Origin of the sequence: Streptomyces sp. Ncost-T10-10d (assembly GCF_900091955.1) — a bacterium.
GTDB lineage: Bacteria > Actinomycetota > Actinomycetes > Streptomycetales > Streptomycetaceae > Streptomyces.
Genome location: NZ_FMDF01000059.1, coordinates 1 through 11,991, shown reverse-complemented (window position 1 = coordinate 11,991; position 11,991 = coordinate 1). Strand labels below are relative to the sequence as shown.

Genomic DNA, 11,991 nt, shown 5'->3' with positions numbered 1-11,991 from the left:
CCGCCCCGGTGGACCCGCGGATCGCCGCGCCCGCGCCCCCGCGGCGCCGCCGGCCCCGCCTGAGCCCGCCGCCTCCGGCAAGATCAACCTCGACAAGGGCCGGGTCAGCCTCCAGAAGAACCAGACGGTCTCCCTGGTCAAGGGCGGCCGCCCGCTCCTCTCCCAGGTCAAGATGGGCCTCGGCTGGGAGCCCGCGTTCCGCGGCAAGGACATCGACCTCGACGCGTCGGTGATCGCCTACGGCCCCAACAGGAATCACCTGGACAGCTGCTACTTCGGCAAGCTCTCGATCCTGAACGGCGCGATCAAGCACTCCGGCGACAACCTCACGGGCGAGGGCGCGGGCGACGACGAGGTGATCGTCGTCGACCTGGGCCGGATCCCGGCGGAGGCCACCGGTCTCGTCTTCACGGTCAACTCGTTCACCGGCCAGAAGTTCACCGAGGTCGCCAAGGCCTACTGCCGGCTGATCGACGCCACCACCGGCGAGGAGCTGGTCCGCTTCGACCTGACCGGCGCCGAGCCGCAGACCGGCGTGATGATGGCCAAGCTGATCAAGCAGTTCTCCGGCGAGTGGGAGATGACGGCCATGGGTGACTTCGTGAAGTCCCGCACCGTCCGAGGCATGGTGAAGCCCGCCGCCCAGTCGCTGTAACTCCGCAACGGCTTCAGGGGCACCTGAGAATGCCAGGTGCCCCTGAAGCCGGAGAGCATGACGGGGACGCGGACGCTGTGCGTGCTCGCCGCCTCTCTCAGAGCTTGGTCAGCTTGGAGTACGGGCTCAGGATCCTCCCCTGTCGCCCCGAGAAGTCGATGAGCACTGCGTCGTTGTCGCCCTCGACAGCAAGGACGCGACCGAGTCCGAACTGGTCGTGCGACACCCTGTCGCCCACATCGAACAATTCGACCGGTGGGGCCGCCTGGGCCGGGCGGTTGAAGGGACTGGAAGGCAGGTGGCGCCGGGATCCGGCTGACTGTTTCATTACCTTGAGTATGCGCCCTGGGAACGCCCGACGCCATGCCCGTCCACTCCTGGGGGCGCACTGATGCCGGATTCGTAATCAGCGATTCCAGGGCCAGTCCGCGTCCCGGCCCGCTTCCAGCAGCGGCACCATGCGGAACGCCGCGTCCGAAAGACCCCCGAAGGTGTGGCGGTTGCCGCCTCCCGACGGGGCGTGCCCGACCCGGTATCCGGCCAGGTTCCAGGTGTAGACGGGCACGCCGGACGGCACGGCCGCGGTGGCATCCGCGGCGTAGGAGAACGACGCCTGCTCGTCGGTGACGATCAGTACCCGGTCATGGGTCCGGTAGTGCCGGCGCACCGCCTCCGCGGTGTTGGTGCCGCCGAGGTCACCGAAGCGCTCCAGGACCTTCAGCACGGACTCGCCCCGACGATACGTCACCGGTGCGCTGTTCGTACCGAACTGCACCAGATCGGCATCGGCTGCCCGCAGCGCCAGCGCCGTACCGAAGATCGCGGCGGCGTCGGCCCGGTTGAGCTGCGAGCGGTCCGAGAGCGGCGACCACATCGAGCCCGAGCGGTCGACCAGGATCAGCGTCCGCCCCGGCAGCACGGGCACATTGCCCAGGGAGTGGCCGAGCGCCTTCTCCAGCGGGTGTGCCCAGCGCAGCGAGGGCGCGTGCTGATAGGCGGCGAGGTAGCGGAACGGGAACTGCCGCGACGCGGCGACCACGGCCGGGTCGCAGATCTTCGCAGCCACCTGCGCGGCTGTCTCGTCCGAGACGCCCGCCTCGTCGAAGTTGCGCAGATTGCGGACGAGCGCCATCGCGCCCATCGACGGAATCACCGCTTCCCAGGCCTTGGCGTCCATCGGCCCCTGCAGCCAGCCCGCCAGGGCCTCCCACGTCATGCCCGCCGCAGCCAGCCGGTCCGCACCGTCCGCACCCTCGACCACGGCCCGCCGCTCCTCGACCGGCAGTTCCATCAGCGCACGGTGCGCGGTGAGGGTGCGGTCGGAGGCCGGTACCACGGCCGTCTCCGGGTGGTGGCGGCGGTCGAGCGCGTACCGGAACAGCTCGCCCTGCCACGGCTTCTCCGGGTCCGGCGAGGCGTGCACCAGATTCAGGATGTCGCCGAAGCGGTAGCCCTTGGACGCGGTGTCGTACTTCAGCAGCGACTTGCCGTTGTAGAGACGGCGCACGGCATCGGCGATGCCGCGTTTGACGGGCTTGGGCACGGCACGGCCGTAGCGCGAGGTCCAGTACCCGAGGAGTTCACCGGGCTCGTCGGCGCGCAGCAGGACGGAGTCGACGACCTGCCGGTTGGACGGTCCGTCCTCGGCACCCGCGTCAAGCCGTGCCTTCACATACTCGGCGGCGCCGACGATCGAAGCGGTACGCATCCGGCCCTCGCGGCGCAGCCAGTGGAGCAGACCGGCGGTCCAATCGGGGTCTCCGACGGCGAGCACCCGCACGAGTTCGGCGAACCGGTTGTCGCGCTGCTCGCCGTCCTCGTAAAAGGTCTGCTGGGAAACGAAATTGGCGACCGCCAGCAGAAAGAGCTCGGAGCGATTGTCACGGAGATATCCCCGGCCGCCCTGATGGGTCGGCGCGGTGCGCCCGGTCGACTTCACGGGCGAGGTGGTGCGGGGCTTGGTGGTGCGGGTATTGAAGCGTGCCATGTGAATTCCCCCCGAATTCATTGGGAGAAGGCACAGCGGGAAAAGGGTGCCCGAGATCAGGAGTCGGCGACGGGCTTGCCTGATGCTCTGCCGCTTGAGCTACCGGCCGTGGCCGGACGGGACTTGAACCCGCAACCGTCAGATCCGAGAAGTATCCGTCACCTGCGCACCGGGCACCCCCCGATGTCTGTGCCTCCCGAGATCAGAGTCGGCGGCGGCAGTTTTCTTGACAGGAAGTAGCCGCAGCCTGCGCACCGGGAGGTGCGTGCAGTCATTGCTGATGAAGTTGTGATGTGCCCAGAGATCAGGGTCGGCTGAACCGACGAAGGCGCTCTACCGACTGAGCTACACCGGAAGGAGATCCGGTGGCGGGACTCGAACCCGCGACATCCCCATTATCAGTGGAAGTAGGTCCTGCCTGCGCACCTGGGCACAGACAGGACTCTAGAGGGGGACTCCGGGGCGCGCGAGGGAATTACGCGCGCGAAATGCGCTCCGGGCGTCTTCCGGCGGTACCGGCCGTCAGTGGCGGTTCGGCTGCCGCTTCCACGGACCGGTGATGGCGAGCATGATGCCCGGCGTCTGGATGTTGGCGTACAGCGTCCTGCCGTCGGGCGAGAACGTGACACCGGTGAACTCGCTGTACTCCGGCTCCTGTTCGCTGCCGATGTTCAGCTCGTTGCGGGCGATCGGGTAGGTGCGGCCGCTGTCGGTCGCCCCGAAGAGGTGCTGGATGCCGTTGCCGTCCTCGGCGATGACCAGACCGCCGTACGGCGAGACGGTGATGTTGTCCGGGCCGTCGAAGGCGCCGTCCTTCGACGGGTCGGCGTTCACACCGAGGAGCACCTTCAGCGTCAGCGTGCGGCGCTTCGGGTCGTAGAACCAGACCTGGCCGTCGTGCTGGACGGGGCTCTCCGCGCGGGCGAACGAGGAGACGATGTACGCACCGCCGTCGCCCCACCACATGCCTTCGAGCTTACGGGCCCGGGTGACCTGACCGTCCGTGAACTGCTTGCGCACCGAGACGGTCTTCGCGTCACGGTCGGGTACGTCGGCCCAGTCCACGCCGTACACCGTGCCGATCTTCGTGGCGCGGGACAGGTCGTCGACGAACTTGCCGCCGCTGTCGAAGCACTTGGCGGCCTGGAGGACACCGGCGTCGTCGGCGAGCGTGCGCAGCTTGCCGCGGCCGTGCCGGAAGCCGTGCGGCGGAACCCAGCGGTAGAGCAGTCCGTTGGGACCCGCGGCGTCCTCGGTCAGGTAGGCGTGGCCGAGCTTGGGGTCGATGACGACGGCCTCGTGGGCGTACCGGCCGAGCGCCTTGATCGGGCGCGGATCACGGTTGGCGCGCCTGTCGTACGGGTCGACCTCGAAGACGTAGCCGTGGTCCTTGAGCAGGCCGTTCTTGCCGGCCTTGTCCTCGGTCTCCTCGCAGGTGAGCCAGGTGCCCCACGGGGAGGCGCCACCCGCGCAGTTGGTGGAGGTACCGGCGATGCCGACCCACTCGGCGGTACGGCCGTCGCGACGGGTCTCCACGACGGTGCAGCCGCCGGCCGCGACCGGGTCGTAGACGAGGCCCTCGGCCAGCGGCACCGGGTGCTCCCAGCCGGCGCGGGTGCCGCTCAGCTCGTGGTTGTTGACGAGCAGGGTGACGCCGCGCGGACCCTCGAAGGTGGCCGTGCCGTCGTGGTTGGAGGGGGTGTACTCGCCGGACTCCAGCTTGGTGACACCGCTGTGGGTGATGACCTTGTAGGAGAAGCCGGCGGGCAGCGCGAGGAGTCCCTCGGGGTCGGCGATCAGCGGCCCGTAGCCGGGCTCATGGCTGTGACCGTGGTCGTGACCGTGGCCGTCGTGGTCGCGCTTCGAGTCCTCTGCGGCCAGGGCGCCGGGCGCGGTGGCCAGCGCGGCGACCGTACCGGTCAGGGCGATGCCGGCACCGGTGAGGGCGGACTGTCTGGTGAATTCCCTGCGCGTGAAGGGCATCACGTACTCCTGGGACAACTGGGGGTTGTTGGCGCACCCACAGTCGCGCCCCTGCGCCAACACCAGTTGAACTACGGACGACGTTGAGGGGCATCCTTCCTGTGCAGTTGGCCGGATGCGGTCGGCCGGAGCGGATGATGCGCCCGGTCCGCGCCGTCCGCCGCCAACCGCCCGCTCACGCCGCCCGCGTGAGCGGGCGGCGCAACCGCCTGGGTCTGCCTGGGTTCTCAGCCCCCTGTCCGCGACCGCGCCTTGAACGCCGCCTTGCGGGCCTCCTTGGCCTTCTTCTTGTCGCCGTGCAGCCGCCCCATCGCTTCGAGGACATCCGCCGTCGCCGGGTGCTCCACGCGCCACGCCTCGTCGAAGAAGCCGCTGTGCTGGCCTGCCAGACCCTCGACCAGGCCCTGGAGCTCTTCCAGATCGCCCTCGGACTCCAGCTGGGCCGCGATCGTGTCGATGGCGAGCCAGAAGATCATCGACTCCGGCGGTGCGGGTACGTCCGCCGCGCCCAGCTCCGCGAGCCATACCCGTGCGAGGCCCCCCAGCTCCGGGTCGTCCAGTACCGCGCGCACCGCGGGCTCCGCCCCCGCGCCGACCAGGGCGAGCGCCTGCTGGCAGTGGAGGCGGCGCAGCGGTGCCTGCTGGTCCGCGCCGCGTGCCGCCCCGAGGAGTTCGGCCGCGGCACCGTCCGCGCCGCGCCGGGTGAGCCACTGCTCGACCTCGCTGCGCGCCGCCGTCTCGGGGTAGTACGCGATGCCGGCGAGGAGTGCGTCGGCGCCCTTGTCCGCCAGGTCGCCGATCGCCGGGGCGTCCACTCCGGCCTCCAGCATCCGGGCCCGGATGCCGTACAGGCCGAGCGGGGTCAGCTTCACCATTCCGTACCGGGTGACGTCCTCGTCGTCGGCGGGCGGGGTGGCGTCCTCGCCCTCCTCGGCCAGCAACGCCTCGTCCAGCGGGCGGTATTCGACGATCCCGATGGGTTCGAGGACCCGGAACTGGTCGTCGAGACGCATCATCGCCTCGGACACCTGCTCAAGGACGTCGTCGGTGGGCTCGCCCATGTCGTCGGGCACGACCATCGACGCGGCGAGCGCGGGCAGCGGTACGGGCGCCGCGTCCCCTCCGCCGTCGCCGACGGTGAGCAGATACAGATTGCCGAGGATCCCGTCGAGGAATTCCGCCTCGACCTCAGGGTCCCAGTCCAGGGATTCGAAGTCGATCGAGCCGTCCTCGCCGACGAGATCGGCGAAGTCCTCGAAGACGGGCGCGGTGGCGTCGGCGTGGACGGCCTCCAGACCGTCGAGCCAGATCGAAAGAACGTCCTGCGGTGAACCGCCGGTGATCAGCGCCAGGTTCTCACCGGCGGCGGCGGTCCCCTCCGCGTCGTCTCCCGCGGCCTCCTCCGGGTCCTCGACATCGACGAGCCCCGTGTCGACCGCGAGCCGCCACGCCTCGCTCGCCTCCGCGGCACCGTCCTCGTCCGCCGTGAGGCCGAGGTGCTCGGCCGCCGCGGGCAGCTGTTCCTCGACGAGCTCGCCACCGGCGCCGACCCGGGTCTCCGGGCCCGCCCAGCGGGCGAGCCGGACAGCGCGGGCGAGCAGCGGCGCGGCGAGCGCGTCCCGTGCCAGCTCGGCCTCGGTGTGCAGCCGTACGGGCGGCAGGGTGGGGCGCTCTGCGGACATCTGGTGGTTCTCCTCGGGACGTACGGGGCGTACGGGTTCAGGCGGCCCAAGCGTAGACGCATTTCGCCCCATGCCACCCGGTTCATGCGACGGACAGCGGCCGTCCACCCGGAGGACCTTGACAACAGCCTTGCCCGCACAAGAGATTGACGCGCGTAGATCTCCCCTCCTGACCCTCGATACCCCGGAGCCCGTGATGCCCTCCGCATCGTCCAGAACAACCGCTGTCTCCGCCGTCGTCACCGCTGCGCTCGCCGCGGGCCTGCTCACCGGCGCAGCCACCACCTCCGCGTCCGCCTCCCCGTCCGCCGACGGCCAGGTCCGGATCCACGACATCCAGGGCGCCACCCGGATATCCCCGCTCACCGGCCGGCAGGTCAGCGGTGTCGCGGGCATCGTCACGGGTGTGCGGGCGTACGGCTCGAAGGGCTTCTGGTTCCAGGACCCCGAACCCGACGCCGACCCCGCCACCAGCGAGGGCATCTTCGTCTTCACCAGCTCCGCGCCGACCGTCGCGGTCGGTGACGCGGTGACGGTCTCCGGCACGGTCACCGAGTACGTCCCGGGCGGCGCCGCCTCCGGCAATCAGTCGCTCACTCAGATCAGCCGACCCACCGTCGCGGTGGTGTCCTCCGGCAACACCCTGCCCGCGCCGGTGACGATCTCGGAGCGCTCGGTCCCGTCCCGGTACGCCCCGGCGGGCGACCCCGCGGCGGGCGGCTCCATCAACGCGCTCCCTCTCTCCCCGTCCCGCTACGCCCTGGACCACTACGAGTCCCTGGAGGGCATGAACGTCCGCATCGGCACCTCGCGGGTGGTCGGCGCCACCGACCCGTACGCCGAGCTGTGGGTGACGGTGAAGCCGCACGAGAACGCGAGCCGCCGCGGGGGGACGGTCTACGGCTCGTACACCGCGCAGAACACGGGCCGGCTCCAGATCCAGTCGCTGGTGCCGCTCGCCGAGCAGCCCTTCCCGACCGCCGACGTCGGTGACGTGCTCTCCGGTACGACCGAGGGTCCGCTCGACTTCAACCAGTACGGCGGCTACACGCTGGCCGCCCGCACCCTGGGGACGGTCACCGGCAAGGGCCTCGCCCGGGAGACGACCCGCAAGCAGCGCGGCGGCGAGCTGGCGGTGGCGACGTACAACGTCGAGAACCTCGACCCCACCGATCCGCAGGAGAAGTTCGACGCGCTCGCCGCCGCGGTGGTCGACAACCTCGCCTCGCCCGACATCGTCGCGCTGGAGGAGATCCAGGACGACAACGGGGCGAAGGACGACGGTACGGTCTCCGCCGACCGGACGGTCAAGATGTTCACCGACGCGGTCGTGGCGGCGGGCGGCCCGGCATACCAGTGGCGTTCCATCGACCCGGAGGACAAGAAGGACGGCGGCGAGCCCGGCGGCAACATCCGCCAGGTGTTCCTCTTCAACCCGGAGCGGGTGTCGTTCACCGACCGCGCGGGCGGCGACGCGACGACGGCGACCGATGTCGTACGGCAGCAGGGCCGGGCGGCGCTGACCCTCTCCCCCGGCCGGATCGACCCGGCGAACGCGGCGTGGACGAACAGCCGCAAGCCCCTCGCCGGCGAGTTCGTCTTCCGGGGCCGCACGGTCTTCGTCGTCGCCAACCATTTCGCGTCCAAGGGCGGCGACGAGTCCATCGTCTCGCAGCACCAGCCGCCGGCCCGCTCGTCGGAGGTCCAGCGGCACGCGCAGGCCGAGGTGGTCAACACCTTCGTCAAGAAGTTGCTGAGTGTCCAGAAGAACGCGGACGTCCTGGTCGTCGGCGACATCAACGACTTCGAGTTCTCCGGCACGACAAAGGCGCTGACGGCCGGTGGAGTGCTGTATCCGGCGGTGAAGTCCCTGCCGCGCCAGGAGCGTTACTCGTACGTCTACCAGGGCAACACCCAGGTCCTCGACCAGATCCTGACCAGCCCGTCGATCGACGACTTCCACTACGACAGCGTGCACATCAACGCCGAGTTCGCCGACCAGAACAGCGACCACGACCCGCAGGTGCTCCGCTTCCGCCCGTAGGGTCTTTCGTTTGGATCAGGCCGGATCAGGGAGCGGGGTCTGGTGCTGTGGATCGCAAGGCGGAGGAGGGAGGCATGGCGGAGCCATGCCGACCGACGACAACGCGGCGAGGCGCAGTGCCAGGGCCCGCGAGCCCGGCGTGATCCAAACGAGAGGCCCTAGCCCCCCGCTCGACGCTACGCGCCCGCCCTCGGCCTCATGCTGAGCGCGGGCGTGTACCGCCGCACGCCCCCACCGATGACCCCGGGGTACGACTGCACCCGCCCCCACTGCGGCGTACTCGACCCGATCCCGTCACCGGGCCCGGCCAGCGCGTCGGCATGGGCCTGCGCGCTCTGCCATTCGGCGTAATTGAGTACGCGCGTTCCGTCGGTGCTCACATGGAAGTGTCCGGAGATGCCGCCGACGGCGGGCGCGGGATCGGTCCCCAACGCCTCGAACACGGTGTCCACCCAGTCCCGCTGCCGCGCCTTGTCCACCCCCTCGAACTCGACATCGACGATCACGACACATCCCGGCTCCCGCCCGTCCCCCTCCCGCGGCAGCGCGGAACGGTACGGCTCAAGGGTGTGCAGCCCGAGCCGCCGGATGCCCGGCACGGCGGCGTCGATGTCCGCGTTGCGTTCGTCACGACCGTGCCGGAAGAAGTCCTGATACGCCTGCTCCCCACTCCACTGGGTGTAGTGGAACAGCGTTTTCCCGTCCTCACCGACATGGACGGTGTACGAGAGCAGCCCCGGATGCGGCCACTCACGGCTGTCCCACGCCTGGCGAATGGCTTCGACCGTCCGCCGCTGCCGTTCGGGGGTGCCGACATCCCAGGTGCTCGCCTTGACGAGTCCGACGTCGTTACGGGCAAGATCGGGACGGGATTCGAATTGCACACTCATGACAGGTCCTCCTGAATGGTGCTCCCATGTGGTGCGCCGCTGCCGACCACCCTGGTACGTCAAGTGCGCTTGAGGTCAACAGCACCCTCCGTTGACGCCGTCAGGCCACCGACAGGACAACGAACGGAGTACCGCATGAAGCTGCGTCTCAAGGCGATCACCCGCGAGGAGCACCTGGCGTTCGTCGCGAGCCGGCCCTCCGTGAGCCATATGCAGGTTCCGTCGTGGGCCGATGTGAAGCCCGACTGGCGCGCGGAGAGCATCGGCTGGTTCGACCGGGACGGCACCGGCCCGGAACGGATCGTCGGAGCCGGGCTCGTCCTCTACCGGCCGATCCCCCGGGTGCGGCGCTATCTGGCATATCTGCCGGAGGGCCCCGTCATCGACTGGGACGACGCGGGTCTGGGACAGTGGCTGGATCCGATGCTGGCGCATCTGAAGGCGCAGCGTGCGTTCTCGGTGCGCATGGGCCCACCGGTGGTCGCCCGGCGCTGGGAGGCCGGGACCGTCAAGGACGCCATCGCCGACCCGGCCGCCCGACGGCTGCGCGACGTGGAGGCGGATGTGAACGAGCCGCAGGCCGCCCAGGTCGTGGAGCAGCTGCGCCGGCTGGGCTGGCAGCAGGGCGAGGAGGGCGGCGAGGACGGTTTCAGTGCCGGACAGCCCCGGTACGTCTTCCAGGTGCCGTTCGCCGGGCAGTCGCTGGAGGAGATCCGGAGCAATCTGAACCAGCAGTGGCGGCGCAACATCAAGAAGGCGGAGAAAGCGGGGGTCAAGGTCGTCGAGGGCGGCTACGAGGACCTTCCGGCCTTCTACGAGCTGTACCGCGAGACGGCCCGGCGCGACCGCTTCATCCCCCGCCCGCTCGTCTACTTCCAGCGCATGTGGACCGCGCTGCGGACCGAGGACCCCGACCGGATGCGGCTCTATCTCGCCCATCACGACGGCGAAACGCTCGCCGCGGCGACGATGCTGACCGTCGGGAGCCACGTCTGGTACTCCTACGGCGCCTCGACCAGCCGCAAGCGCGAGGTCCAGCCGAACAACGCCATCCAGTGGCGCATGATGAGCGACGCGCACGAGAGGGGCGCGGCCGTCTACGACCTGCGCGGCATCACCGACACCCTGGACGAGAGCAACCATCTCCTGGGCCTGCTGCGCTTCAAGGTCGGCACCGGCGGCCGGGCAGCCGAGTACATCGGCGAGTGGGACCACCCGATCAACAAGGTGCTCCACAAGGCCTTCGCCCTCTACATGGCGCGCCGCTGACCTCACCGGCTCCGGAGTGCCTCGGGCGCCGCCGTTCGCCCTCGGCATGACCGCTTGACGCGTCCGGGCGGCAGCCTGCTCCAACTGCGGGGCGATGCGGCGCGGGCCCCCTGGGTCACGCACACCGTGCCGGTCAGCCACGCGGCCGCACCGGTGCCCGGGTACTGAGCGCTCCGGCGCCCGTGCCAGACTCCGGGACGTGATCCTTCGTACCGCCACCCGTGCCGACCTGCCCGCCGTCCTCGCCCTCCTCGAAGACGAGGAGCGGGTCGTCGACCCGGCCTCGGTCGCGGTCGACGGAACGTACGAGAAGGCCTTCGCGGCCATCGAGAGCGACCCGCGCAACGAGATGCTCGTGCTGGTCGACGGCGACACCGTCCTGGGCTGTCTGCAGGCGACCTACATACCGGGGCTCGGCAAGCACGGCGAGGAGCGAGCGCTGATCGAGGCGGTACGGATCAGGGCCGACCGGCGAGGCGGCGGACTGGGCCGGGAGCTGATGAAGCAGGCCGTCGACCGGGCCCGGCTGCGCGGATGCGGGCTGATGCAGCTGACCAGCAACAAGCGGCGCACGGACGCGCACCGGTTCTATGAGTCGCTGGGCTTCGCCCGCAGCCACGAAGGCTTCAAGCTCGCTCTCTGATTTGCCCGCGTACTGGATGTACTCGGGTGATGCGACAACGCGGCGAGGTGCCGTGCCGGACGCCGCGAGCCGGTGAACCCTTCCGGTCGCAGCACTAGCGGGACGGTTCGGTCCGCCAGGCGGTCATGTTCAGCTCGTCGAGCAGCCGTACGTCGCTTCCCTCCAGCGGGAAGGTGCGCGCTTCCAGACCTGGGGCCGGTGCGATCTCCAGCGCGTCGCCCTCGATGAGGTCGCCGCCGGTCGGGGTGGAGACCCAGGCGAGGAGCGACCGCATCGTCTCTCCCGGCTTCAGCATGACCTCCTTCGGGCCGGGGTCGCTCCCCATGTAGGAGGAGCCCGGATTCACCGGGACCGGCAGCGGGTCACCGGCGTCGTCCAGGGCCCGGACGGACGGGTACCCGTCGACGCGATACGGCTTGCTGCCGCAGTTGGTGAGGGTGAGGCCGACGGCCCGGTGGCCCAGCGCGGCCTCGACCTCGCCCATGTCGACGACGACTCCGGAGGACGGGCAGCCGGCGCTGGTGGTGGGCGTGGGGCCGGGCCCCTGCGCCGACGGAGGCGGCGGCCGGTCGGGGAGCGCGGCGGAGACGCTGGGAAACGGTGACGGCAGCGTGTCGGCATGCACCCCGTACGAGGCGCTCGGGGTGGGCTCCGGCTCGCCCTCGCCCGCCGGCACGAGAAACCCGGCACATCCGGAGAGCGACAGGCCCAGCGCCCCGGCCATGAGCAGGGCCGCCGTCGGCCGCCGTCTTCCGGCCCTCTCCCGTTTCGGTTCCCGCACGCTCATGACCCCGCCCCCGTGTCGGCCTGCCGCATAGGCGTTCGATCATGCCAGAGC

Annotated in this window: 9 protein-coding genes, 1 tRNA gene and 1 pseudogene; 4 read left to right on the top strand and 7 right to left on the bottom strand. The window is 70.2% G+C overall.

Translation table 11 applies throughout. The features are described 5' to 3' along the window. Positions 1-655 (top strand): annotated as a pseudogene (locus GA0115254_RS08640) (TerD family protein); the annotation flags it as partial. Between the two features lie 97 nt (positions 656-752). On the opposite strand, the gene GA0115254_RS08635 reads toward GA0115254_RS08640, so the two are convergent. The 5 genes from GA0115254_RS08635 to GA0115254_RS08620 all read right to left on the bottom strand — a co-directional run bounded on the left by GA0115254_RS08635 (position 753) and on the right by GA0115254_RS08620 (position 6,307). Continuing rightward, positions 753-983, bottom strand: coding sequence for a hypothetical protein (locus GA0115254_RS08635; protein WP_037711258.1), 231 nt, complete (start codon positions 981-983; stop codon positions 753-755). Positions 984-1,061: 78 nt separating this feature from the next. Next, entirely contained in the window at positions 1,062-2,642 is a 1,581-nt protein-coding gene (locus tag GA0115254_RS08630; RefSeq protein ID WP_093894695.1) for a TROVE domain-containing protein, read from the bottom strand. A 360-nt stretch (positions 2,643-3,002) separates the two neighbouring features. After that, positions 3,003-3,072 (bottom strand) — tRNA-Ile (locus GA0115254_RS44255). 92 nt (positions 3,073-3,164) lie between these two features. Continuing rightward, a complete protein-coding gene (locus tag GA0115254_RS08625; RefSeq protein ID WP_093894694.1) occupies positions 3,165-4,625 on the bottom strand; it encodes an alkaline phosphatase PhoX in 1,461 nt (486 codons plus the stop codon). 227 nt (positions 4,626-4,852) lie between these two features. Beyond that, positions 4,853-6,307 (bottom strand): hypothetical protein, encoded by a 1,455-nt coding sequence (locus GA0115254_RS08620; protein WP_093894693.1) that lies wholly within the window; start codon positions 6,305-6,307, stop codon positions 4,853-4,855. A gap of 196 nt (positions 6,308-6,503) precedes the next feature. Here GA0115254_RS08620 and GA0115254_RS08615 point away from each other — a divergent pair, with 196 nt between their 5' ends. After that, the gene (locus GA0115254_RS08615; RefSeq protein WP_093894692.1) at positions 6,504-8,351 is read left to right on the top strand and encodes an endonuclease/exonuclease/phosphatase family protein; all 1,848 of its coding nucleotides are present in this window, start codon (positions 6,504-6,506) and stop codon (positions 8,349-8,351) included. 176 nt (positions 8,352-8,527) lie between these two features. Here the strand turns inward: GA0115254_RS08615 and GA0115254_RS08610 are convergent, their stop codons facing one another. Continuing rightward, a complete protein-coding gene (locus GA0115254_RS08610) occupies positions 8,528-9,241 on the bottom strand; it encodes an antibiotic biosynthesis monooxygenase (RefSeq protein ID WP_093894691.1) in 714 nt (237 codons plus the stop codon). 135 nt (positions 9,242-9,376) lie between these two features. Here GA0115254_RS08610 and GA0115254_RS08605 point away from each other — a divergent pair, with 135 nt between their 5' ends. Together GA0115254_RS08605 and GA0115254_RS08600 are read left to right on the top strand one after the other, a co-directional pair. Further along, positions 9,377-10,510, top strand: a complete 1,134-nt coding sequence (locus tag GA0115254_RS08605; RefSeq protein ID WP_093894690.1) for a lipid II:glycine glycyltransferase FemX — start codon at positions 9,377-9,379, stop codon at positions 10,508-10,510. 199 nt (positions 10,511-10,709) lie between these two features. Further along, on the top strand, positions 10,710-11,153 hold the full coding sequence (locus tag GA0115254_RS08600) for a GNAT family N-acetyltransferase (protein WP_093894689.1): 444 nt from the start codon (positions 10,710-10,712) through the stop codon (positions 11,151-11,153). Positions 11,154-11,247: 94 nt separating this feature from the next. Here the strand turns inward: GA0115254_RS08600 and GA0115254_RS08595 are convergent, their stop codons facing one another. Further along, a complete protein-coding gene (locus GA0115254_RS08595) occupies positions 11,248-11,940 on the bottom strand; it encodes a DUF4232 domain-containing protein (RefSeq protein ID WP_107451311.1) in 693 nt (230 codons plus the stop codon). Positions 11,941-11,991 lie beyond the last annotated feature (51 nt).

Bases quoted from the DNA above. Each gene is read 5' to 3' on its own strand.
- GA0115254_RS08595 (WP_107451311.1), bottom strand. From the start codon at position 11,940: ATGAGCGTGCGGGAACCGAAACGGGAGAGGGCCGGAAGACGGCGGCCG.
- GA0115254_RS08620 (WP_093894693.1), bottom strand. From the start codon at position 6,307: ATGTCCGCAGAGCGCCCCACCCTGCCGCCCGTACGGCTGCACACCGAG.
- GA0115254_RS08615 (WP_093894692.1), top strand. From the start codon at position 6,504: ATGCCCTCCGCATCGTCCAGAACAACCGCTGTCTCCGCCGTCGTCACC.
- GA0115254_RS08625 (WP_093894694.1), bottom strand. From the start codon at position 4,625: ATGCCCTTCACGCGCAGGGAATTCACCAGACAGTCCGCCCTCACCGGT.
- GA0115254_RS08605 (WP_093894690.1), top strand. From the start codon at position 9,377: ATGAAGCTGCGTCTCAAGGCGATCACCCGCGAGGAGCACCTGGCGTTC.
- GA0115254_RS08635 (WP_037711258.1), bottom strand. From the start codon at position 983: ATGAAACAGTCAGCCGGATCCCGGCGCCACCTGCCTTCCAGTCCCTTC.
- GA0115254_RS08630 (WP_093894695.1), bottom strand. From the start codon at position 2,642: ATGGCACGCTTCAATACCCGCACCACCAAGCCCCGCACCACCTCGCCC.
- GA0115254_RS08610 (WP_093894691.1), bottom strand. From the start codon at position 9,241: ATGAGTGTGCAATTCGAATCCCGTCCCGATCTTGCCCGTAACGACGTC.